The following is a 22,932-nucleotide window of genomic DNA, read 5'->3' on the forward strand; positions in this document are numbered from 1 at the left end:
ACCCATGATGCGTACATGTGAGGAGAACTGCCGTGCAGTATCGCGATGCCGTAGCCGTCGTCTCCGGCGGTGCATCCGGCCTCGGGCGTGCCGTGGTCGGGCGACTGCATTTCGAGGGAGCCACTGTGGTGGTTCTGGACCTGCCCACCGGAGCGGGCCGCGAGTTCGCCGACCACCTCGGCAAGCGCGCACATTTCGTAGCGGCCGACGTCACGGACGCGGCCGAGGTACGGGCGGCGTTCGCCACGGCCGCTGAACTCGGCACGCTGCGCGTGGCCGTCAACTGCGCCGGAGTGGCCACACCCGGACGGATCATCGGCGGCCGAGGAATGCTCCCGCTCGACCAGTTCCGCCGCGTGGTGGACGTCAACCTCGTGGGGACCTTCAACGTCCTGAGCAACGCCGCGGCGGTGATGGCGGGCAATGACCCCGTCGACGGCGACCGCGGGATCATCGTCTGTACGTCGTCCATCGCCGCCTACGACGGACAGATCGGGCAGGCCGCCTACGCAGCCAGCAAGGGTGGAGTCGCCTCGCTGACGTTGTCCGCCGCACGGGACTTGGCGGACAAGGGCATCCGCGTGGTCACCGTCGCGCCCGGGCTGTTCGACACCCCGCTCATGGCGGGACTGCCTCAGAAGGCGCGAGCGGCACTCGAGGTCTCCGTGCCCCACCCCTCAAGGCTGGGTGCGCCGGACGAGTTCGGCGCGCTGGTCGAGCACGTCATCGACAACCCCATGCTCAACGGCTGCGTGATCCGCCTCGACGGAGCGCTCCGTATGGCACCGCGCTGACGCGCGGCGGTGCTCGCAAGTCCAGTACTCCGCCGGCGCCCCTACCGGCGCATCCGAAACGAGAGCCGTGATGCCACGTAAGCAAGCCAAGTCGACCGCGGACGCCGAACCCGTCGACGGTCCGATCCAGTTCCTCTCGCCCGCGGGTGTACTTGAACCCGACAACAGACTCGAACTCCCTTCCGCGATCGATCTGTTGGCCCTCTATCGGGACATGGCGCTGGTCCGCCGCCTGGATACCGAGGCGATCGCGCTCCAGCGTCAGGGCGAACTGGGTCTGTGGCCCTCACTTCGCGGTCAGGAGGCGGCCCAGGTCGGTGCGGCGTACGCGCTCGCCGAGCAGGACATGGTGTTTCCCACCTACCGTGAGCACGGCGTGGCCTGGTGCCGCGGGCTCGATCCGGTGTCGCTCCTCGGCCTCTTCCGCGGTTCGACACTGGGCGGCTGGAACCCGTACGAGCGTCGCTTCGGCCTCTACACCCTGGTCATCGGCGCGCAGACCCTGCATGCGGTCGGGTACGCCATGGGCCTGGTTCGGGACGACGTGATCGGCTCCGGAGACGACGCCCGCGACACCGCGGTGCTGGTCTTCCTCGGTGACGGAGCCCTGAGCGAGGGCGAGACCAACGAGGCGTTCCTCTGGGCCGCTGCCCAGAACCTCCCGGTGGTGTTCTTCTGTCAGAACAACCAGTGGGCCATCTCCGCTCCCTACAGCGTGCAGAGCCGTGTCCCCGTCGCTCAGCGCGCGGCCGGGTTCGGCTTTCCCGGCGTGTCCGTCGACGGCAACGACGTGCTGGCCTGTCTCGCGGCGACCCGTGAAGCGCTGACCCGTGCCCGGTCCGGTGGTGGGCCGACCCTGATCGAGGCGGTGACCTACCGCATCAACGCCCACACCACCGCCGACGACGCCACCCGCTACCGCCCGTCCGCAGAGACCGACGAGTGGGCGGCCAAGGATCCGTTGGAGCGGCTGCGGCTTCATCTCACAGCGAGCGGCGATGTCGGTGCGGAGTACTTCGCCGACATCGAGCGACGAGAACAGGAACTGGCCGAACATCTGAGGGCCGGCTGCCGGGCACTGCCCACGCCGGACCATGCCTCGTCCTTCGAGAACACCCACACCGACATGCCGGCCGAGCTCAGGCGCCAACTGGCCGAGCACTCGGAGTACCTCGCCGCCGGCCAGGAGATCGGAGCCACTCGATGAGCATCTCCATGGTCAAGGCCCTCAACAACGGGCTTCGCAAAGCCCTGGCGGACGATCCCAAGGTCCTGCTGATGGGCGAGGACATCGGACGGCTGGGTGGCGTGTTCCGCGTCACCGACGGCCTGCAGAAGGAGTTCGGAAGCCTGAGAGTCATCGACACCCCTCTCGGTGAGGCGGGCATCGTCGGCTCCGCGATCGGTCTCGCCATGCGCGGTTACCGGCCGGTGTGCGAGATCCAGTTCGACGGCTTCGTCTACCCGGCCGTCAACCAGATCATCAGCCAGCTCGCGAAGCTCCGGCACCGCTCGGGCGGTGTCATCACCCTGCCCGTGGTCATCCGCATCCCGTTCGGCGGCGGCATCGGCTCCATCGAGCACCACTCGGAATCGCCCGAGGTCTACTTCGCCCACACCGCCGGGCTCAAGGTCGTCGCGTGCTCCAACCCGCAGGACGCGTACGACATGATCCGCCAGGCCGTGGACGACGACGACCCCGTGATCTTCCTCGAACCCAAGCGGCACTACTGGACCAAGGGCGAGGTGACGGACGGGACGCCGGCACCGTTCGACCGGGCCCGGGTGCTGCGGGCCGGCACCGACGCCACCCTCATCGCGTACGGCCCCATGGTCGCGGCGGCTCTCGAAGCAGCCGATGCCGCTGCCGAAGAGGGCCGCAGCGTCGAGGTCATCGACCTGCGCAGCCTGTCACCGCTGGACCTGGACACCGTACGGGAGTCGGTCCACCGCACCGGCCGGGCCCTGGTCACCCACGAGGCCTCCCTGTCCCACGGGTTCGGGGCGGAGCTGGCCGCGCGGATCCAGCAGGAGGAGTTCCACTTCCTCGAAGCGCCGGTCCTCCGGATCACCGGATACGACACCCCTTACCCGCCGAGCCGCCTCGAGTCGGACTGGCTTCCGGGGGTCGACCGGATCCTCGATGCCCTCGACCACAGCCTGAGTTACTAGAGGAGGAGCGGGTCACCGTGTCGAAAGAGCAAGTCTTCCTGCTGCCCGATGTCGGCGAGGGCCTCACCGAGGCGGAGATTCTCCAGTGGGCCGTGCGGGTGGGCGACTCCGTGGAGATCAACCAGGTCATCGTCGAGGTGGAAACGGCCAAGGCCGCCGTTGAACTCCCCTCTCCGTACGCGGGTGTTGTCGGAACACTGCACGCGAAGGAAGGGGAGACCCTGCCCGTGGGCGAACCCCTCATCACCGTCCTCAGTGATGTCAGCGCAACTCCCGAAGTGACGGAACCTCCGACCACGGACGCGGCGCCGGCTCCCGACAGGGAGGCGCTGCTGGTGGGGTACGGCCCGCAGGAGGGCAGCGGTCGCCGCAGACGCCGTCGGCCAGGGGCCCCACCCGCACACCAGTCGGCAGCGTCGACTCCCGTCCAGCCATCGGCCGCAGCGCCAGCAGCGGCACCGGCACCGGCACCGGCCACAGAGCGGACAGCGGCCAAGCCCCCTGTCCGCAAACTCGCCAAGGACCTGGGGGTCGACATCAGCGTCGTCACACCCACAGGCCCTGGCGCCACCGTCACCCGCGACGACGTACGCCGGGCGGCGGAGGCCGAACACGTGGTGGCGGAACACGTATTGGTGGAACACGTGGTGGCGGAAGCTCCGAAGCCCGCGATCCCGGAGGCCACGGCCGAGACCCGCATCCCGATTCGCGGCGTACGCAAGCACACGGCGGCCGCGATGGTCGCCTCCGCCTTCACGGCACCGCACGTCACCGAGTTCATGACGGTCGACGTCACGGCGACCATGCGGCTCCGCGAAACGGTGGCCGCCCGCCGCGAGTTCCGTGATCTGCGCGTCACTCCGCTGCTGTTCGTGGCTCGGGCACTCCTGTTGGCCTTGCGCAACACCCCTGAGGCGAACGCCAGTTGGGACGAACCGGCGCAGGAGATCGTACTCAAGCACTACGTCAATCTGGGCATCGCCGCCGCGACCGGGCGAGGCCTCATCGTCCCCAACATCAAGCACGCCGACCGGATGTCGCTGCGCGAACTCGCCGAAGCTCTCGCCGCGCTCACCAGCACAGCCCGCGACGGCAGGACAACGCCCCAGTCGATGATGGACGGGACCATCACCATCACGAACGTCGGCGTGTTCGGTGTGGACACAGGAACGCCGATCCTCAACCCGGGCGAGGCGGCCATCCTCGCCGTGGGCGCCATCCGCCGCACCCCCTGGGTCGTGACCGACGCCTCGGGCGCCGAGAAGATCGAGCCCCGGTGGGTCACTCAACTGGCGCTGTCCTTCGACCATCGGCTCGTCGACGGCCAGCAGGGCTCCCAGCTACTGGCCGACCTCGGCGCCTTCCTGCACGATCCCGGGCTGGCGATGCTCTGAAGCGGCTCTTCTCCTGAGTACGGGCGCACCCGGGCGAGGTGCCGGAAGTCGGTCAGCGTGTGTGGCGACGGACCGCGTCGAGGAGTTGGTCGATGTCGTCGGCGCTGTGGGAGAAGGCGGTGACGAACCGGACGATGCCCGGTTCCCAGCGGTCGTGGTAAAAGACGTAGCCCTCGGCGAGGAGTCCTTCGGTGACCTGCTGCGGCAGGCGGCAGAAGAGGATGTTGGCCTGCGGAGTGGCCAACAAGCCCGCGCCGGGGGTGGACTTGAGGCCGTCGCCGAGCCGGGTGGCCATCGCGTTGGCCTGGCGGGCGTTGCGCAGCCACAGTCCGTCGGTGAGGTAGGCGTCGATCTGGGCCGTGTGGAAGCGCATCTTGGAGGCGAGCTGGCCGGCGCGCTTGGCGCGGAAGGCCAGCTCGGCGGCGAGTGCGGGGTCGAAGGAGACGATCGCGTCGGCGGTCATCGCGCCGTTCTTGGTGGCGCCGAAGGACAGGACGTCGATGCCGGCCTTCCAGGTCATCTCGCCCGGGGTGACGCCGAGATGCACCAGGGCGTTGGCGAAGCGCGCGCCGTCCATGTGGACGCGCAGTCCCGCGTCCTTGGCGATGGTGGACAGGCGGCGGATCTCCTCCACGGTGTAGACGCTGCCGCTCTCGGTCGCCTGGCTGATGCTCACCGCGGACGGCTGCACGCTGTGCACGTCACCGGCCCGCCGGCGCACCGCCGCCCGCAACGCATCGGGGTCGATCTTGCTGTCGGGGCCTGGGACACCGACGAGCTTGGCACCGTTGGTGAAGAACTCCGGGGCGCCGCATTCATCGGTGTTGATGTGGCTGTCGGGGTGCGAGAGCACGCTGCCCCACGGCGGGGTGAGGGCGGCCAGACTCAGGCCGTTGGCGGCGGACCCGGTGGAGACCGGGAAGACATCGACGTCCCGCTCGAAGATCTCGCCGAGCCTGCGGCGGGCGCTGTCGGTGTAGGGGTCGTTGCCGTACGGCAGGACCTGTCCGGCGGCCGCGTCGGCTACTGCCCGGGCTATCTGCGGGGAGGCCCCGGCCATGTTGTCGCTGCTGAAGGCACGGCTGGAGGGAGTGATGGCGATGGTGGTGCTCATGCGGGGTCTTCCTTGGTCTCAAGTGCTGAGGCCTCAAGTGCTGAGGTCTCAGGCGTGGGGTCCCAAGTGCTGGGGTCTCAAGTGCTGATGGGCGAGGCGAAGACGACGGTGATGTCCACTTCCTCGGCGCCGGTGCGGTAGAAGTGCGGGGCGTCACCGGCGAAGGCGAGCATGTCGCCGGGACCCAGGTCCTGCGGGGCATCGACCGGGCCGGCGGTTACGTGCCCGGTGGCGATGAGCAGGTGCTCGATCGTGCCGGTGGCGTGCGGGACTCCGGGCAGCTCGGTCTCGGCCGGGATGCGCAGCCGCCAGATCTCCAGGCTGTTGCCGCTGCTGATACGGCGCAACAGTTCCCGGGAGACCTCGCCGGGCTCAACGTCCGTGCCCGGCCGGAACACCGGCCCGGTGTCGGCGTCGCGCGCGAGCAGATCGGCGATCGGGATGCGCAGGGCGACCGCGATCGCGTCCAGGGTGTCGATCGTCGGATTGCCGTTGCCGGCCTCCAACTGCGACAGCGTGGCCTTGCTCAGCCCGGCTCGCCGGGCCATCTCCGCGGCGCTCATACCGCGCTGCTGACGGCGCAGGCGGATCTTCGCGCCGACCGCGGCTGCGGTGCTGCTCACGGGCTGGCGGCCGGACGGTGGTGGCGTCATCAGTGGCTCCTGTGCGTTGGGGTGCCCGACACGTGGGGTGCGGCGTACGGCGCGTGAGATGCGGAGTACGGCGCGTGCGTTGCGGTGTACGACACGCGGATGCGGCCCTTCTTGACCTTGAGCGTCGGCAGCACCACTTCGGCCAGGTCGCCGAGGCTGCGCACATGCGTGCCCCCGCACGGCGCGGAGTGCAACTCGTCCAGGTGCACCACGCGCCGTCCGTCGGCGAGGCACCGTGCGAAGACCGGCAGATCGTCGGCGACCGCGGCCGCCACCGCCACGCGCAGCGCGGCGGTCACTTCCTCCCGCCCTTCCGGGTCGGTCAGCCGCGGGTCCGTCCGGGGCGCCTGGAACTCGATGCGTGCCTGACCGGGGAAATGGTTGCCGGCGACCATCTCCCACCCCTGCATCCGCCCGACCGCCTCGACGAGGTGTCCGGCTGTGTGCAGCGCGGCGTGCGCCGTCCGGGCCCGAAGGTCGATCCGGGCTCGCACCTCACCCGCGTATCGACCTGCTCCAGGTAGGTGTCATCAAGGTAGGCGCTGAGCTGTACGCCTACCCCGAGGGCCTCGATTGAGTGAACCATACGTTCACTATACCGAACCATCCGGCTTCAGTGAACCTGACGTTCGTTATACCGAACACTCTGGCCGGTCGGCGACGCTGCGAGCGGGATGGCAGTTACCAGTTTCGACGTGAGGGAAAACCCTGTCGGTCCATGTCAGTGGTCTCTGTTAGCTTCAGGCGCTCGTGTGATCCACGAGCCTCAAGCGCTCACAGGGGAGGGCCAGTTGACCAGGTTGAGAAGGACGGGCAGACGCAGACGGACGGTGGTGGGGAGCTGCGCGGTGGCGCTGCTCGTCACGGCCACCGGTACGGCGTACGCGGTGGACAACCTGCCGCCGAAGCAGCCGCTCGTCCAGGATCTCCGGTCGGGAAGCAAGGCCTGCGCGACCGGCGACGACACTTCGTACGTTTCGGCGCCGCCCAGGCTCAACGCGGTGCTGTACGACCCGGAGGAGGACAACCAGCCCTCCGAATTCAGCCCGGTCAGCGGCGAGTTCGAAGCCTGGTGGACGGACGCGACAGGAGTGGAGCAGCGGCGCGGCCACACCACCATCACGCAGTCGTCGGGGTCGCACCACTACTGGACGATGCCGGACGACATCCCGGCGAACACCGTCGTCTCCTGGCACGTCCGCGCGAACGACGGCAGGGCGACCTCCGCGTGGAGCGACGAGGGCGACGGCTCCGTCTGTTCGTTCGTGTACGACGACGTGAGCCCGGCGAAGGCGACGATCACCTCTCCCGAATACCCCAACCCCGAGGACGTGTTCTGGGTGGACGGAGTGGGCGTGTACGGCCACTTCACCGTGGACTCACCCTCCGACGACGTGGTGTCGTACACGTACGGATTCATGGGCGGGCCTTACGGAACCGTTTCCGCGGAGCGTCCGGGCGCGGCCGTGACCCTTCCGTACCTGCCGCTCACCTCGGGGCCCCAGGCGCTGACGGTCCGCGCGATCGACCGGTCGGGCCGAAGCAGCGGGGAGTCCCGGTACGAGTTCAACGTGAAGGCCGGCCGTGCTCCCGTCGCCCGCTGGAGACTGGACGACCCGGCCGGCTCCCGCTCGGCCGCCGCAGAGACCGGCACCGCCGCCCGTGCCGGCACCGGCGTGACCTTCGGCGGCCCGGTACCCACAGGCACCACGACGTCTGCCACGGTCGCTCTCGACGGCAGCGGCCACGGTTTCCTCACCCCGGACGCCCCGGCGACCGACATCCGGAAGACCTTCGCGGTGAGCGCGTGGGTACGGCCCGCCGGAACCGGCCGGAACATGACCGTCGCCAGCCAGGACGCCAATGGTGCTCCCGGCTTCGGCCTCGGTCTGCGCCGTCAGGACTCCGGTGCCGCCTGGTCGTTCTCGGTCGGCGGCGCGCGGGTGTCCGGCGGCACCCCCGAGACCGGCGAGTGGGCCCATGTGCTGGGTCTGTATGACGCCGAGACCGCGAAGGCTCGGCTGTACGTCAATGGCCACGAGGTCGGAACGGCGGCCGACGCGACCCCCGCCGAGGCGGCCGGAGCTTTCCAGATCGGGCGGGCCCGCGGGGCGGTCGGCTATCGGGACCGGTGGGAGGGGGACATCGGTGACATACAGGTCCACGACCGGGTCGTGGTGCCGGACGAGGTAGCCGAACTGGCGTACCGCAAGCCGAAGTTGCTCGGCCACTGGTCGCTGGAGAGCGCGACGGACGGTGTGACTCCCGAGCAGTCGGACGGCGTGCCGCTGCGACTCGGCACGGGCGCTTCGATCTATCGGGGCTCCGACAAGTCCTGTATCCCGGACCTCGATCCCGACTGCACCTACGTGCCGCCGCCACTCGTCGGCGACGGGCATCTGCGTCTGGACGGTGAGAGCGGGTATGCCGCTGCCGACGGTCCCGTCGTCGACACCGGGGACAGTTTCACGCTCGGTGTCGTCGTACGCCTCGCGGACTCCGAGCCCGCCCACCCGATGACCGTGCTCTCGCAGGCAGGTGAGCACACCGACGCCTTCAAGGTGCGCTACGAGCCGTCCACGCACACCTGGCAACTGGTGGTGCCGGAGAAGGACGAGGCCGGAGCCCCGGAGAAGGTGGCGTCCCAGATCGAGGGCGCGGACGGGGGCGAGGGCCAGGGGCATCGCCTCGCCGTGGTCTACGACGACGCGACCGACACGATCAAGCTCTACCTCGACGGCTACACCAACGACCAGGCGACCGCGAGCCTGCCCAACGGCTGGAACAGCACCGGTGCCCTCCAGATCGGCCGGGCCAGGACTGGTGACGGCTGGGGCGAGTACCTGCACGGCGACGTGGACGAGATACAGGCCTACTCCGGTGCGCTGAGGGACGGGGACGTCCGCGGCCTTGGATGGGGTACGGATCCTTGTCTGTGCTGATCCCTGATCCCTGATCCTTGGCCTCTGGCCTCCGGCCTCCGCGGCGGCCCGCCCGAACCCAGGTTCCGGCGGGCCATCCTCCGTCCAAGTCCCCCGTGGCTACGGGTGATCCGCCGCCCCGGTCACGCCGCGGCGGTCGCGGATGAGCGCGATCACTGTGTCGGCGGTGCGGTCGAGGTGGCTGCGGCCGTCGGGCAGTTGAGCCGTCGGGCTCACGTAGCTGGACGGCCCGACGTGGGTGGCCGGGTCGAGCCGGTGCACGGTGATCTTCCCGGCGCGGTCGGCCCGGTTCCACGCACTCCCCCGGAACAGCGGCCAGCGCTGCGGGAAGATCCACGAACCGACTCGCTCGATCCGGTCGCTCGCGCTGGTCAGCCGATGCAGGTGCTCGGCACTGGTGAGGTCGTTGGCGCCGTTATGAAAGCCGCCGAGCGTGATCAGCAGGAGCGGGGAGCGCAGCTGGGTGTGCAGTTCGTCGACCGCGCCGCCGGCGACCTGGGCGCCGCCGCTGTAGCTGAGCAGCACCACGGGGATGCCGCTGTCGGGCCGGTAACCGGCGAGCGTGAGCTGAGTGGCGATCTGGGAGCCGACGGCCCGGTTGTAGAGGGGGCGGTACCGCTGGTCGGCGGCGACGAAGATCTGCATCACGTTGTGCAGGAACAGCAGGAGGCCGATGCGGCGGCGCAGCCACTTCCACACCGGCCGTTCGGCGAGCGGGGCGGCAAGTGGCGAGTAGGGCTGCACCTGACCCAGTACCCGCAGCTCCGGGGCCCTGGCGATCAAGGCCTTGACCAGCTGGCCGCCGTCCCGGCTGTCGCGGACGCGGCGTTTGCCGATGCCGTCCAGGTAGACCAAGTAGGCGTCCGGGGGATCGTCGGGCGCCGCGCCACGGGCGTACGGCACCCCCTCCGGGAGCTTGGTGACGGGTGCCCGCCAGCCGGCGCCGTAGGCCAGCACCTCGTAGCGGGCGAGCAGGGCTTCGGCGATGAGGACCGGCCCGATCGCGAAGACCCAGAGCAGGTACGCGTTCATGTGACCGGCCCCCGTGCCTCGGCGGCGCTGATCCTCACGACCAGACGCCGGACGGCCTCCACCGCGATACCGAGCCCGGCCCCGGCGACGGCCACACATCCGGCGGCGCCCCACCAGCCCAGGTCGGTCGCACCGGCGAGCGGGCCGGCCAGACCGGCTCCGACCGCCACGAAGAGCAGCAGGTGGAGGAAAGGCCCGAGCAAGGGGAACGCGAGGACGGCGGCGAGCACCAGCGGGGCGACCAGATCGGGTGTCCAGACCAGCTCGTTGCCTTCCGGCGTGGAGGACAGCACCAGTTCGGCCAGGGTCCACGCGGTCAGCGGCCACAACGCGAACACAGCTGCCTCGACGAGGCCACCGGTGCAGAGCAGTCCCGCCACCCGGGTCCGCGACATGCCAGGTCGACCCACTGCCACGGGCAGGATGCGCCCGGCGGCTTCCGACACTCCGGCGAGCAGCAACAGGACGACGAGTGCCATGAGTCAGCCTCGCTGGGACGGATCCACGGGAGCCGACCGACCGGCCACGACGTTCGTGTGCAGGTACCGCTCGCATTCGTCGACGGCACGCCGGTATCCGCCCGCCTCGTGCTGAGCACCCTGCAAGGTGGCAGCGGCCGCCCTGAACCGCGGTTCGTGGAGCAGACGCGCCGCGAGGGCACGTACGGAGTCCTCGGTGACGTCCTGCGTACGGATCGACAGGCCCGCGCCGAGCTCCTCGACACGACGGGCCACCATCGGCTGGTCGGCACCCTGCGGGACCACCAGCATCGGAACGGCCGCGTACATGGCCTCGTTGACGCTGTTCATGCCGCCGTGGGTGATGAACAGCGCCGCACGGGCCAGTACCTCCGGTTGCGGTACGAAGCGGCGGGCGAGCACGTTGGGCGGCAACGGGCCCAGCGCGGCGGGGTCGGTCTGCCCGGTGGAGACGACGACGGTGCCGCCCAGCGGGGCGAGCGCCGTGGCGAATCCGCGCAGCAGTCGCGGGTCGGCGTTGAAGACGGTGCCGAGCGAGGCGTAGAGCACCGGGTCCCGCAGCTGATCGGCCGGGAACGACGGGTCGGCCGGACGGGCTCCGATGCTCGCGCCCACGAACCGGTAGGACCGGTCGAACTCCTCGACGGCAGGCTGGAACGCCCGCGAGGTGTAGACGAGGTTGAGCGGCTGGCGGATGTTCCCCAGGTCCAGCAGGGGCAGCCCCCTCGTGTCGAAGCGGCGCAGCCCCCGGCGCGCCCGCAGGTAGCCCTTGAGGCTGTTCCGCCGAGTCGCCGCCTCGGCCAGCAGGGCCCATGAACCGCGGGTGGGGCTGGGCACGTGACGGTTGAAGGCGAACGTGGTGAACGACGACGCGGCCGGTACTCCGAGTTCGCGGGCGGCGACCGCGCCCCAGAGACAGGCGCTGTCGTGCACGATCAGGTCGGGCCGGATCCGGCGCAGGTCGGTGAGCACCGGAGGCAGCAGGCGGACGGCGGTGCTCGCGAGCCCCTCCATCAACGTGACAGGCGTCGGCGGATCGGGGAGCGGCTGGTCGCCCCCGGGGTAGAGGCACACCGTCGCGCCGACGGCCTCGATCTCCTCACGGAAGGCGGGCGAGGTGTGGTAGGTGACGGAGTGGCCGCGGCGAACGAGTTCGGCCGCCACCGGCAGCGTCGGGTTGACGTGCCCGTGCATGGCGATGTTCAGGAACGCGACGGTACTCACAGGGCCACCCCCGATATTGAGGAAGTCGAGTTTGAGGAAGTCGATGCTTCCGCCGGGCCGTCCGACGTCGCCGGAGGGCCGTCGGCCCGGTACAGGCCCGGCCCGCTGACGTGCAGGCCGTCGAGAAAGCGTCCCGCCGTGCGGGAAGCGGTGCTGATGAGCCGCTTGGAGTGGCCGAAGTCCCACGGGGCGGGCCATTCCTCGATGCCGGTCGGCAGCACGACGGTCGGAATGCGCCGGGCCACCTCGTGCAGATCACGCTCGATCTGATGGTGCATCAACAGCAGCCCGGCCCTCGCGGCGATCGCACCGGCCCTCCGGCGCGGGACGGTCGGGCTCAACGGTGAGCATTCCGGTCCGGTCGACAGCACCACCACACTGGCCGCCCCGGCCCGCAGTGCCGCCAGCACCGGGACGTAGGCGATCACACCTCCGTCGACCAGCGTCCTGCCCTCGCGTTCCACCGGGGGCAGCATGCCGGGAACGGCCGCGCTGGCCAGCAGCGCCGACTCGAGGTCTCCGTGGTCGAGCAACGCCGGAGCACCGGTGGCCAGGTCCATCGCCACCGCGGTGAACGGGACCGCCAGCTCCTCGATCCGGGACGGCAGCCCGGCCCCGGCAATCAGTCGGCGCAGGCCGCGGTCGGTGAAGACACTGGCCCGCGAGGCCAGGAAGCCCAGCGGATACACCTCGCGGCGGCTCAGCCGGGTCCATACGTGGTCCAGCCAGGGCGCGGCCGTGTCCGGGTGGGCGGCCGCGATGGCGCCGTTGAGAGCGCCGACCGAGGTGCCGATGATCATGTCCGGGACGAACCCGCGCTGCTCCAGAGCGCTCCCGACGCCGACGTGCGCGGCTCCGAGCACGCCACCGGCACCCACCACGACGGCCACGGGACGGGGAAGGGCGTGCAGGCCCGCCGATACGGGGCCCTCGGCCGGCCGGTTCTGTCGGCTCGACGCCAGGGGTTGCGTCCCCTGGTCGGCCGTCAGGGCTCGACGCCCCTCACGGCCACGCCCCCTCGTCGAGTCGCCCCGGCCGAAACCGGAGGGAGCCCATGAGACCGGCCTCCGACCACAAGCAATCATCAAGATCAACTCTCCCAGCGCTGCACGGAATCGTTCTCGGTTCCTCATTTACATCAGGGCGGGAGTCCTATTTGTGACATTATCCGTCGGATTTTTCTTCCGAGTGCGCCATTGAGGCGTGCGGCAGGACTCTCCGTTCGCCGCGTCGCCTCCGCCGGGGTGTGACCTCGGCGCGCGACGTCCATCGCGTCGACGAACGTGACTGTCTCGTCGAGACCTGGTCGGCCCGTACGGGTGTCACTCACGGCGACACCCTCGAAGTCGATCGACATGCCGCAGAAGAGGATCAACCCCTCCGGGGGCGACAGAACCTCCGCGACCATCCGGTGGCACTTCGCCCACGCCATCTGCGTACAGCCGTGCAGCCCTTCGGCGCGGAGCAGCAGCATCACGGTCTGCAGATACATGCCGACGTCGGACCACTGGGCCGGGCCCAGGTCGCGGTCGACATAGCAGAACAGGGCGGCCGGCACGCCGACGGCCGCATCACGTTCACCGAGCACTTTCTCCAACTCGGCCAGTGGTCGTCCGGTCAGCACGTAGACGCGCCGCGGCTGGAGGTGCGGCGCGGATGACGCCCAGGCCGCAGCGGACAGCACCCGCTCCAGCACCTCCCGCGGGACATGCCGGTCGGTGAATCTGCACACCGACCGTCGGCTCGTAACCGCTTCGTACATGTCCAAGACCGCCACCTCATCCGCTCGGCGCTCCCGCCTGACCACCCCTAGGATAGTATCAATCAATACCGTCTCGTACGCGACTACCATGGGCCAGGCCTCAGGCGGTGGCCTTGGCCCGCTCGGCCATGAACGTCTGCGTCTGCAGGGGGATGTTGAGGTCCTCCGTGGCCAGAAGAACCCAGACCGCAGGAGGCGCACGTCACGTTCGATTGCTGTCACGGATCACCAGGCGACTCGGTCAATTCGGTGTCAGCGCCCTATCACCGAGGAGATCCCGTCATGGATTCGCGTGTCAACTACTTCGGAAACGCCCTTGCCAGCAAGGTCATGAGGCACCTCAACTCCGCCAACAAGGTGGTGGCCGAGTCGACGCTGCCGGTCGCGACCCAGGAACTCGTGAAGGTCCGCGCCAGCCAGATCAACGGCTGCGGATTCTGTACCGACATGCACACCAAGGACGCCGTCGCCGCCGGTGAGACCCAGCAGCGTCTGAACCTGGTGGCGGTCTGGCGCGAGGCCAAGGTCTTCACCGACGCCGAGCGCGCGGCCCTGGAGATCGCAGAACAGGGCACCCGCATCGCGGACGCCGCGGGCGGTGTCTCTGACGACGCCTGGGCCAACGCCACGAAGTACTTCGACGAGGACCAGCTCGCCGCGCTGATCTCGCTCCTCGCGATCATCAACGCCTACAACCGCATCAACGTCATCAACCAGCAGCCCGCCGGGGACTACGAGCCAGGCATGTTCGGCTGAGGCGATCCCGCCTCGCCGGACTTCACCGTCCGTCTCCTCGTCGCCGCGGCCCACGACGGGGAGACGGGCTCCCCGCCCACTCCGATGCACCGGATCGTCCCCCTCTCACCTCACGAGAAGGACACAAACAGCAGGTCAGACGCAGTGTGAGGCACGGGCGTCCAGGAGTGTGCGGTCCGCAGCGGCTGTAACATTGTCTTGGCCGAAAGGGGCCACCATGCACGCCGAGGATGACGCCGGCTCGCTCGAGAGAGCGACGCGGGAGTTCATCGCGGCGCGACCGCAACTGTTCGGTGTCGCATACCGCGTGCTCGGCAGTTCAACGGAGGCCGAGGACATCGTCCAGGAGACCTGGCTGCGGTGGCAGAACACCGACCGTCGGGAAGTCGTCGAGCCGAAGGCCTTCCTGACGACCGTCACCGCCCGGCTCGCGATCAACCTGGCGCAGTCCGCCCGGATGCGGCGCGAGGCATACGTGGGCCCGTGGCTCCCCGAGCCGGTCGACACCAGCCAGGACCCGAACGTGGGTGCGGAACGCGCCGAGGCGGTCGAGATGGCGGTCCTTCTCGTCCTCGAGAAGTTGAACCCGGTGGAGCGGGCCGCCTACGTCCTGCGGCAGGCGTTCGACTACCCCTACCCGCAGATCGCGGAGATCGTGGACACCAGTGAGGCCAACGCCCGGCAGTTGGTGAGCCGGGCGCGCAAGCACCTGGCCGCCGAACGGCGGGAGCCGGTCGACCGGGCGGAGCACCAGCGCCTGCTGAAGGTGTTTCTCACCGCGGCACAGACGGGTGATCTGGCCACGCTCGAACACGTCCTCTCCGAGGACGTCGTCAGCTACGCCGACGGGGGCGGCATCCGGGGCGCGTCGAAGATCCCGGTTGTGGGGCGTCAGCGTGTTTCCCGGTACCTCGAGGCGTTCGCCCCGCGCTTCTGGCCCGGGTCGGAGATCAGCTGGGTCGAGGCCAACGACCGGCCTGCGGTCCTGGTCTCCTCCGGCGGCAACCCGGTCGCACTGCTGTGCGTCGACGCGTCGCCCCGCGGCCTCGAACGCATCATGTGGGTGATGAATCCGGCCAAGCTGGCGCCCTATGTGGCCTCGCTGGCCGCCTGATCGTCGTCCGAGATCCGCAGGACCGGCTCGCGGTACGACCGCAGCCGGGGTGAACCATGACCCCTGCGCCTGCCCTCAAGCCACCTCGGCCGGTGCGAAAATAGTGGGGCGCGAGTGGCCAGGTCGGACTGGGCATGCCGCGCGGATGCGGCAGAAACGCCTGATCAGGTGCGGGAGTCATGGGCCCGATGTCACAAACGGCGGGATCAACCGGTCGTACTCAGTGACGAACCAAGTGATCGGAGCGGAACGTGGCTATCACCGAGCAACGCCTGTCCACCATGGTGTTGGTGATCGGAACGGGCGGAGCGGGACTACGGGCGTCCATCGAGCTGGCCGAGGCAGGCATGGACGTCCTGGCCGTCGGCAAGCGTCCCAAGGAGGACGCGCACACGGCCCTGGCGGCGGGGGGCATCAACGCGGCTCTGGCCACCATGGACCCCGAGGACAGCTGGCAGCAGCACGCCGCGGACACGCTCAAGGAGAGCTATCTCCTCGCCGATCCCCGCACCGTCGAGATCGTCACCCAGGGGGCCGCCCTGGGCATCGACGACCTGGAGCGCTACGGCATGGCTTTCGCCCGGGAGGAGGACGGCCGCATCTCCCAGCGCTTCTTCGGCGCGCACAAGTTCCGGCGCACCGCCTTCGCGGGTGACTACACCGGTCTGGAGATCCAGCGCACGCTGGTCAGGCGCGCGAGCCAGTTGCGGGTCCGCATGCTCGACAGCGTCTACATCACCCGGCTCCTGGTGCACGACGGTGCGGTGTTCGGCGCCTACGGCTTCGATCTCAACGACGGGACGCGCTACCTGATCCACGCCGACGCCGTCATTCTCGCGGCGGGCGGTCACACCCGAATCTGGCGACGTACGTCCTCGCGGCGCGACGAGAACACCGGAGACTCGTTCCGGCTGGCAGTGGAGGCCGGTGGCCGTCTGCGCGACCCCGAACTGGTGCAGTTCCACCCCTCGGGAATCATCGAGCCCGAGAACGCGGCCGGCACCCTGGTCAGCGAGGCTGCCCGCGGTGAGGGCGGCATCCTGCGCAACGCGCTCGGTGAGCGGTTCATGTCCCGGTACGACCCCGAGCGCATGGAACTGTCCACGCGTGACCGCGTCGCCCTCGCCTCCTACACGGAGATCCGGGAGGGCCGTGGCACGTCCAAGGGCGGTGTGTGGCTCGACGTGTCCCACCTGCCCCGACAGACGATCATGAGCCGCCTGCCGAGGGTGTACCAGACGCTGCTGGACCTGCAGATGCTGGACATCACCCGCGATCCGATCGAGATCGCGCCGACCGCTCACTACTCGATGGGCGGGGTGTGGGTCAGTCCCGACGACCACAGCACCGACGTACGCGGCCTGTACGCCATCGGCGAGGCCTCCAGTGGCCTGCACGGCGCCAATCGCCTCGGTGGCAACAGTCTGATCGAGCTGCTGGTCTTCGGCCGTATCGCAGGACAGGCCGCGGCCGCCTACTCGAAGGGGCTCACGGCACAGCCGCGGTCGGCGGCCGCGGAGGCCGAGGCCCGGCTCGAGATCGACGCCCTGCTCGCCGCGGACGGCCCCGAGAACGTGCGTGCCCTCCAGCGCGCCATCCGCAACACCATGACCGAGCACGCTGGTGTCGTCCGCGACGAGGAAGGACTGCGCGCCGGTCTGGTGGAGCTGGCCGAGATCGACGCGCGCATGGAGAACGTCGGGATCCACCCGGACATCGCCGGTTTCCAGGATCTCGCGCACGCCTTCGACCTCAAGTCCGCGGCCCTCGCCGCGCGCGCCACGATCGAAGCGGCGATCGAGCGCCGCGAGTCCCGGGGCTGCCACAACCGCAGCGACTACCCGGACATGGATCCGGCACTGCAGGTCAACCTCGTCTGGTCCCCGAAGACGGGAATCACGCGCGAGAGCATCGCACCCGTCCCGGACGAGATCGCGACAGTGATGGAAGAGGTGTCCACCGAAGGCAAGCTCGTGGAGTGACCGGCCCATCGGGGCGGTCGCCTGTTCCGTGCGGTGCCGTGCGAGTGGAGGACGCCGTATGAACGATGCAGGTGATTCGGTGTCGATCGCCGATCTGCTCGACGAACGGCGGCATCTCCTGGACGTCGCGCACGGGATGCTCGGCAGCCGCCGCGAGGCGGAGGATGTCATCGCCGAGACCTACCGGCGGTGGTACGAGCTGTCCAGCGCGACGCGGGCGCGGATCACGACCCCTCGGGCCTGGCTCGAGGAGGTCGTGGGCAGAATCTGCTGCCAGGCTCGGCCGAACCCGCCGGATTCGGTGTCCACGGCCGTGGACACCGCGGGACGGACAGGGCCGGAGTACGCCGAACCGGCCGACCGCGCGCTGCACAGTCTGCGGGCCATGCGCTCGCGTCCCACCACACCGCGGCAGCACGACGCCGTGGTCGGTACTGTCCGGCAGGCTTGCGTCACCGAGGACGCGCCTCTTCTGTCCTCTCTGCTGGCACGCGACGTGACGGCGTTCTTCGACGGCGGCGGCAAGGTGCGCGCGCCGACCGGGCCCGTCCACGGCAACCTGCACGTCGCCCGCAGCCTGCTGGCCCTGGTCGCCCTGCGCCCGCTCATCACCTTGCACACCCACTCGGTCAACGGCCGCACCGGAATCGTCGTGCGCTACGACCGTCAGGTCGCCGTCGTCATCAGCCTCGACATCGATGCTCGCCATGTCGTACAGGTCTGGGTCACCCTCAACCCGGACAAGCTCCGCTCCTGGAACCAGTCACGGAACAGGGGCGGCCCCGGTCACGGGAGTTGAGCGACTCCCGCCTTGGCGACGGCTGTCTGCGTCACCCGTACGGCGTTGCCCTCGGTGTCTGTGAGGTGTCGGGTGTCGAGCGAGCGGCGCGGGCATGGTCGGCGGCCCATGCGGAGAGCACCGTCAGGGCCTCGTCCGACGGTGATCCGGGGTCGGCGAGGAAGGTGAACAGGGTCTGGTCGGGGTCGCCGGGGAAGGTCAGTGCCTCGGTGCGGAGGGTGAGACGGCCGGCGATCGGGTGGTGGAGGGTCTTGGTGCCGTGGCTGGGCTCGACGACCTGCTGTCCGGCCCACCAGCGCAGGAAGCGGTCGCTCTTCATGGACAGCTCCCCCACCAGTTCGGCGGTCCGTGTGTCGTCGGGGTGGCGGGCGGCATCCATCCGCAGCGTCCCGACGAACATGGAGGCGGCCTTCTCCCAGTCCTGTGCGAAGAGCGACCGCGCGGCCTCGTCGAGGATGACCCAGCGCACGGCGTTCCGGTCCCGGACCGGCATCGCGCCGAAGTCGGCGAGCAGGGCGCGGGCCATCCGGTTGCTCGCCAGGATGTCGGTACGGCGCCCCAGTACGAAGGCCGGGGTGTCCCCGAGACGCGCGAGCAGCGCATGCACACCGGGACGTACCTTCTGCACGGTACGGGGTGTGCGGCGCCGGCTCGTGGCGGGCCGACGCGCCACCGCGTGCAGATAGCTGCGTTCCGCCGGATCGAGCTGCAGAGCGTCCGCGAGCGCGTCCAGGACGGCTTCCGAGGGCGTGATGGGCCTGCCCTGTTCCAGGCGCGTGTAGTAGTCCACGCTGACGCCCGCCAGCGCGGCCAGTTCCTCCCTGCGCAGCCCGGGGACCCTGCGCGGGGCCACGTCACGGATACCGAACTGCTGCGGATCCAGTGCCGCGCGCCGGGCGCGCAGGAAATCACCGAGTCCCTCGTTGCGCTCCATGACCCCATGGTCGCCGGTGCCGGCCCGCCGTGTCCCGGCAAAGGTGGCCCTGCGGATCCCAGGAAGGAGCGGGCCAATCCCGTGGCCGCCGTACGCCTGTCTCGGCGGCTGGCTGGAGAGCGGCACACCACAGCGGTGCTCCCGTCCCGTGCACCGGACCGTACGTCCGACGCACGGCCCACCACAGAAAGTCTCGCCATGCCTTCCACCTGGCTCATCACCGGCGCGACCTCCGGCTTCGGCCGCCTGGTCGCCGAACGCGCGCTCGCCGGCGGCGCCCACGTGATCGCGGTCGGCCGACGCAGCGACCGGCTCGCCGAACTCGCCGAGAGCGCCCCGCGCGGACGGGTCACCCCGGTCGCCCTCGACATCACCGCGCCCGATGCACAGGACGTCCTGGCCGAGGCCGTGCGTTCCGCGGGAGGCCTGGACGTCCTGCTGAACAACGCCGGCTACGGACTGTTCGGCTCCGTCGAACAGGTCGACGCGGATGCGGCGCGCGCGATCTTCGACACCAACGTGCTGGCCAACCTCGCCGTCCTGCGCGCCACACTCCACGCCCTGCGGGCCGCCCGAGGCCGGATTCTGCAGACCTCCTCGCTCATCGGCCAGTTAGCCTGGCCCTCCTCGGGCCTCTACTCGGCGTCCAAGGGTGCCGTGGAACTGATCAGCGAGGCCCTGGCCCACGAACTGGCCCCCACCGGCGTCAAGGTCACCATCGTCGAACCGGGCACCTACGCCACCGAGTTCTCCACCAGCCTCCAGGTCATCGCCCCGAACGACGTCTACCTGCCGACCGTCGGACAGTTCCTCACCGACTTCTCCGCGCTGCCGCCCGAGGCGTTCGGCGACCCCGCCACCGTCGCGGACGCCATCATGGCGGTCGCGGAACTGGACGAGCCGCCCCTGCGCCTGGCCGTCGGCGCGGACGCCGTCGAACACATCCGGGCCTCGCTCCGCTCCCGCCTGGCCGAACTCGACCGCTGGGAGTCCTTCCCGCGCGTACCGGTGGGCGAACGGGCCTGACCAACCCATACCACGGCACACGAGCCGGGCCCCTCTTGTTGCGGGCCCGGCGGTGTGCTGACGCGTGCGGCCGACGCCGACTGGAGCCAAGCAGCGGACAGGAGCCTCTGCTCGGCGTCAGCGCGGGCTGATCGCCGCTTCGGCCGCCGTCTTGATCCGGGAACCGAAACCGTCGGCGTCCTTGCGGGCGGCGGCCAGTGCCAGGCCGACGAGGAGCTTGCCCAGCCCGTGGCCTTCCAGGACGTTGAAGATACGGACCCGGGTCCTGCCGTCCGCCAGCGACTCCAGGTCGTAGCCGCCTTCGCGTGCCGTCACGCTGTTCTTCGTCACCTCGGCCCACCGGATCCTCACCGGGGCTTCGAGGGTGGTGATGCGGAACTCCCTGGCGGTCTTCATCCCTGCGTCCTTGACGGTGCTCCGGAAGACGGTGCCCTCGGCCGTGGGGGTGTCGGGAATCCGTTCGATCTTCAGTACCCGGGGGCTGAACTGCGGGTCGTTGCGTCCGTCGGCGAGGTAGGCGAACACCTCTTCCACGGGCCGATCGACCTCGACCGTCGCTTCGAACTGTCCTGACATCGGCACTCCTGATAGGTCGAGCCGCTCCGCGCCGACGCGCCCCTTCGGCAGACGTCCGCCGGACCGCCGTGCCGCGCGGGAACCACCTCGCCCACACGCAAGGGAACGTGAGGCTCGCGCCGTACCGCCCGTCCTGTCGTGGCGGCACCGCGACCCTACGGGACCACCGGGCATTTCGCGCGGTAAGCGGCACAACCACGAGCAGGAGGAAGCCGGCCCCGCCTCGGCTTGAAGGGGGCAACCGAGGGACCCCTCAGCGGTCCTGCGAGAGTGCGAGGAGTTCGGCGAAGGTGCCGCCGGCGTGTACGAGGTCCTCGTACACGCCCTGTTCCGTGATGCGGCCCTGCTCCATGACCACGATGTGGTCGGCCGTCCTGGTGTTCTCGAGTCGGTGGGTGACGACGATCGTGATGCGGTCGGGGGCGATGGTCCTGATCCTTTCGAAGATCCCGTGTTCACCCCTCGGGTCCATCTGGGAGGTCGGCTCGTCCAGGATCAGCAGCTGGGGGCGGCGGTACAGGGCCCTGGAACAGGCCAGGCGCTGCCACTGGCCGCCGGACAGTTCGGCTCCGCCGAAGACCTCGCGGGCGAGGAGCGTGTCGAGGGCGGCGGGGAGGCCTTCGACGGCCTCGCGCATGCCGACCGCGTCGACCGCTTCCCACACCTGCGCGTCGTCCAGGCTGCGGGGCTGGCCCAGTGTCACGTTCTCCCGGACCCGCAGTGGCCACTGGGCGAAGATCTGCGGTACCAGCCCGATGCAGTTCCAGACGGTGGCCGGGTCGACATGGGCGAGGTCCTTGCCGTTCCACGTGACGTGTCCTTTGTCCGCCAGGTAGATGCCAGTGATCAGACGTGTCAGCGTGCTCTTGCCGGAGCCGTTCACTCCGACGATGGCGAGGATCTCTCCCCTGCGCAGTGTCAGGGTTACGTCGTCGACGGCCGGCCTGTCCTTCCCGGGGTACGTGTACGTGACCTCGTCCAGCCGGATCTCGTCCACCGGCGCACCGACTGTCAGTTCACCGCGTTGGGGAGCCCGTTCGCCCGCGTCGTCGAGGAACGCCTGCATGTCGCTCAGGTAGAGGCTCGTGTGGAACACCGCGGCCCCGTTGATGACGACCTGGGACAGCGCGGCCAGGGTCGTCTGGACCGCGAGTACCGCCGTGGCCGCGATGGCGAGCGCGATCCGTCCGGTCACGGCCAGCCAGGCGAGGACCGCCCAGGTGACGAGGAGAAGACCGCCACCGGCGAGAGACGACAGCAGCGCGATGCGCAGTGTCCGGGGTGCGGCGGCCAGGGTGCGTTTGTCGACTCGCTCGGACAGCGCCCGGTTCCAGTACAGGAGGTAGTCCGTCATGCCGTTCGCGCGGACCTCGTCACCGTACTTGGGGGTCGTGGACCACCACCGCATCATGCCGCGGACATTGCGGTCGGCGACGTTGGCGTAGTGGATCTCGTAGTCGACGCGGGCGGTGAGCACCGCTCCGACGCCGGCCGGGAGCACGGCCAGGAGAAGCAACGGCAGCATCAGGGGATTCAGTACCGAAAGGACACCGCTGGCCGTGACCATCCTGACGAGTGCCGACATGAAGCGCTGTGCGTCCGTGACCATGACGTGCGTGCGGATCACCCCCATCTCGGCGGCTTCCTGCCGGTCCGCGAAGCCGTCGACCGCGTACGCCGCTGCCTCGACCCGGCAGACGGCCTCGACGAGGGCGGTGTCGGTCGCGGTCGTCAGCCTGGGGGTGATGCGCCGCTCGGCGTACGTGGACACGGCCCCCGACCCACGGGCGAGCGCACTCGCGCCCGCCACGACGAGGAGGGCCGGCAGGGCCGCGTACAGGCGGTCGGCGACGGCGTTGTCGCCGAGGATGGGGCTCATCGCCTTGGCCGTCGCGGTCAGTTGCACCGCGGCGGCCACGCCGGTGATCAACTGGCAGGCCAGGAGCAGGAGTACGGCTCGGCGGTCGATGGCCCAGGACATCTTGGCGATGCTGCGCAGGACGGAGGGGAGCTGTGCGCAGAGCTTGCGGAAGGTCACCTCGCCGAGCGGGTTCACGGAGTACTGCCCCGAGTACGTGATCTCGGCCGGCGGCGGTGGGGGTACGGAGTGCGCGTCGTTGGTAGCGGCTGACGTCAACTGGACATCTCCTGCACGGTCGTTGGGAACGAAGTGGCGCTA

Annotated in this window: 20 protein-coding genes and 1 pseudogene; 10 read left to right on the forward strand and 11 right to left on the reverse strand. The window is 69.8% G+C overall.

The window, feature by feature from the left end:
* Positions 1-32: 32 nt before the first annotated feature.
* From ACIBEI_RS06285 to ACIBEI_RS06300, 4 genes are all read left to right on the forward strand, one after another.
* Positions 33-794: an SDR family NAD(P)-dependent oxidoreductase gene (locus tag ACIBEI_RS06285; protein WP_398885614.1), complete on the forward strand. Its 762-nt coding sequence runs from the start codon at positions 33-35 to the stop codon at positions 792-794.
* Between the two features lie 70 nt (positions 795-864).
* Positions 865-2,001 carry a thiamine pyrophosphate-dependent dehydrogenase E1 component subunit alpha gene (locus ACIBEI_RS06290; protein ID WP_398885616.1) on the forward strand — a complete coding sequence of 379 codons (1,137 nt, stop codon included), beginning with the start codon at positions 865-867 and terminating at the stop codon, positions 1,999-2,001.
* The gene (locus ACIBEI_RS06295; protein WP_398885618.1) at positions 1,998-2,966 is read left to right on the forward strand and encodes an alpha-ketoacid dehydrogenase subunit beta; all 969 of its coding nucleotides are present in this window, start codon (positions 1,998-2,000) and stop codon (positions 2,964-2,966) included. The genes ACIBEI_RS06290 and ACIBEI_RS06295 overlap by 4 nt, the downstream gene beginning before the upstream one ends.
* Before the next feature lie 17 nt (positions 2,967-2,983).
* The gene (locus tag ACIBEI_RS06300) at positions 2,984-4,360 is read left to right on the forward strand and encodes a dihydrolipoamide acetyltransferase family protein (protein WP_398885620.1); all 1,377 of its coding nucleotides are present in this window, start codon (positions 2,984-2,986) and stop codon (positions 4,358-4,360) included.
* 52 nt (positions 4,361-4,412) lie between these two features.
* Here the strand turns inward: ACIBEI_RS06300 and ACIBEI_RS06305 are convergent, their stop codons facing one another.
* The 3 genes from ACIBEI_RS06305 to ACIBEI_RS06315 form a co-directional block, all read right to left on the reverse strand.
* The gene (locus tag ACIBEI_RS06305; RefSeq protein WP_398885622.1) at positions 4,413-5,474 is read right to left on the reverse strand and encodes a threonine aldolase family protein; all 1,062 of its coding nucleotides are present in this window, start codon (positions 5,472-5,474) and stop codon (positions 4,413-4,415) included.
* A gap of 77 nt (positions 5,475-5,551) precedes the next feature.
* The gene (locus ACIBEI_RS06310; protein ID WP_266756977.1) at positions 5,552-6,127 is read right to left on the reverse strand and encodes a helix-turn-helix domain-containing protein; all 576 of its coding nucleotides are present in this window, start codon (positions 6,125-6,127) and stop codon (positions 5,552-5,554) included.
* Positions 6,127-6,621, reverse strand: a complete 495-nt coding sequence (locus tag ACIBEI_RS06315; protein WP_398885625.1) for a hypothetical protein — start codon at positions 6,619-6,621, stop codon at positions 6,127-6,129. Before ACIBEI_RS06315 ends, ACIBEI_RS06310 begins: the two co-directional genes overlap by 1 nt.
* 336 nt (positions 6,622-6,957) lie before the next feature.
* On the opposite strand from ACIBEI_RS06315, the gene ACIBEI_RS06320 reads away from it, so the two are divergent.
* A complete protein-coding gene (locus ACIBEI_RS06320; protein ID WP_398886309.1) occupies positions 6,958-9,069 on the forward strand; it encodes a LamG-like jellyroll fold domain-containing protein in 2,112 nt (703 codons plus the stop codon).
* A gap of 99 nt (positions 9,070-9,168) precedes the next feature.
* Here the strand turns inward: ACIBEI_RS06320 and ACIBEI_RS06325 are convergent, their stop codons facing one another.
* The 5 genes and pseudogenes from ACIBEI_RS06325 to ACIBEI_RS06345 all read right to left on the reverse strand — a co-directional run.
* On the reverse strand, positions 9,169-10,101 hold the full coding sequence (locus ACIBEI_RS06325; RefSeq protein WP_398885627.1) for a hypothetical protein: 933 nt from the start codon (positions 10,099-10,101) through the stop codon (positions 9,169-9,171).
* Complete coding sequence (locus ACIBEI_RS06330; RefSeq protein WP_398885629.1) at positions 10,098-10,580, reverse strand: hypothetical protein; 483 nt, start codon at positions 10,578-10,580, stop codon at positions 10,098-10,100. The genes ACIBEI_RS06325 and ACIBEI_RS06330 overlap by 4 nt, the downstream gene beginning before the upstream one ends.
* 3 nt (positions 10,581-10,583) lie before the next feature.
* Positions 10,584-11,804: a macrolide family glycosyltransferase gene (locus ACIBEI_RS06335; RefSeq protein WP_398885631.1), complete on the reverse strand. Its 1,221-nt coding sequence runs from the start codon at positions 11,802-11,804 to the stop codon at positions 10,584-10,586.
* On the reverse strand, positions 11,801-12,694 hold the full coding sequence (locus tag ACIBEI_RS06340) for a patatin-like phospholipase family protein (RefSeq protein ID WP_398885633.1): 894 nt from the start codon (positions 12,692-12,694) through the stop codon (positions 11,801-11,803). The genes ACIBEI_RS06335 and ACIBEI_RS06340 overlap by 4 nt, the downstream gene beginning before the upstream one ends.
* Positions 12,695-13,077: 383 nt before the next feature.
* A pseudogene (locus ACIBEI_RS06345) lies at positions 13,078-13,572 on the reverse strand (nitroreductase); the annotation flags it as partial.
* Positions 13,573-13,848: 276 nt separating this feature from the next.
* On the opposite strand from ACIBEI_RS06345, the gene ACIBEI_RS06350 reads away from it, so the two are divergent.
* From ACIBEI_RS06350 to ACIBEI_RS06365, 4 genes are all read left to right on the forward strand, one after another.
* The gene (locus tag ACIBEI_RS06350; RefSeq protein ID WP_398885635.1) at positions 13,849-14,322 is read left to right on the forward strand and encodes a carboxymuconolactone decarboxylase family protein; all 474 of its coding nucleotides are present in this window, start codon (positions 13,849-13,851) and stop codon (positions 14,320-14,322) included.
* Between the two features lie 217 nt (positions 14,323-14,539).
* On the forward strand, positions 14,540-15,436 hold the full coding sequence (locus tag ACIBEI_RS06355; protein WP_398885637.1) for an RNA polymerase sigma-70 factor: 897 nt from the start codon (positions 14,540-14,542) through the stop codon (positions 15,434-15,436).
* A 281-nt stretch (positions 15,437-15,717) separates the two neighbouring features.
* Positions 15,718-17,418, forward strand: a complete 1,701-nt coding sequence (locus ACIBEI_RS06360; protein ID WP_398886311.1) for an L-aspartate oxidase — start codon at positions 15,718-15,720, stop codon at positions 17,416-17,418.
* Between the two features lie 58 nt (positions 17,419-17,476).
* Positions 17,477-18,217, forward strand: a complete 741-nt coding sequence (locus ACIBEI_RS06365) for an RNA polymerase subunit sigma (protein WP_398885639.1) — start codon at positions 17,477-17,479, stop codon at positions 18,215-18,217.
* A 31-nt stretch (positions 18,218-18,248) separates the two neighbouring features.
* Here the strand turns inward: ACIBEI_RS06365 and ACIBEI_RS06370 are convergent, their stop codons facing one another.
* Positions 18,249-19,151 (reverse strand): helix-turn-helix transcriptional regulator, encoded by a 903-nt coding sequence (locus ACIBEI_RS06370; RefSeq protein WP_398885641.1) that lies wholly within the window; start codon positions 19,149-19,151, stop codon positions 18,249-18,251.
* 198 nt (positions 19,152-19,349) lie between these two features.
* Here ACIBEI_RS06370 and ACIBEI_RS06375 point away from each other — a divergent pair, with 198 nt between their 5' ends.
* A complete protein-coding gene (locus tag ACIBEI_RS06375; protein WP_398885643.1) occupies positions 19,350-20,177 on the forward strand; it encodes an SDR family NAD(P)-dependent oxidoreductase in 828 nt (275 codons plus the stop codon).
* Between the two features lie 117 nt (positions 20,178-20,294).
* Here ACIBEI_RS06375 and ACIBEI_RS06380 read toward each other — a convergent pair whose 3' ends face one another.
* Complete coding sequence (locus tag ACIBEI_RS06380) at positions 20,295-20,753, reverse strand: SRPBCC family protein (protein ID WP_398885645.1); 459 nt, start codon at positions 20,751-20,753, stop codon at positions 20,295-20,297.
* 253 nt (positions 20,754-21,006) lie between these two features.
* Positions 21,007-22,890, reverse strand: a complete 1,884-nt coding sequence (locus ACIBEI_RS06385; RefSeq protein ID WP_398885647.1) for an ABC transporter ATP-binding protein — start codon at positions 22,888-22,890, stop codon at positions 21,007-21,009.
* Between the last annotated feature and the right edge of the window lie 42 nt (positions 22,891-22,932).

This window comes from Streptomyces sp. NPDC050988, assembly GCF_044456225.1.
In the GTDB taxonomy this organism is placed as follows: domain Bacteria; phylum Actinomycetota; class Actinomycetes; order Streptomycetales; family Streptomycetaceae; genus Streptomyces.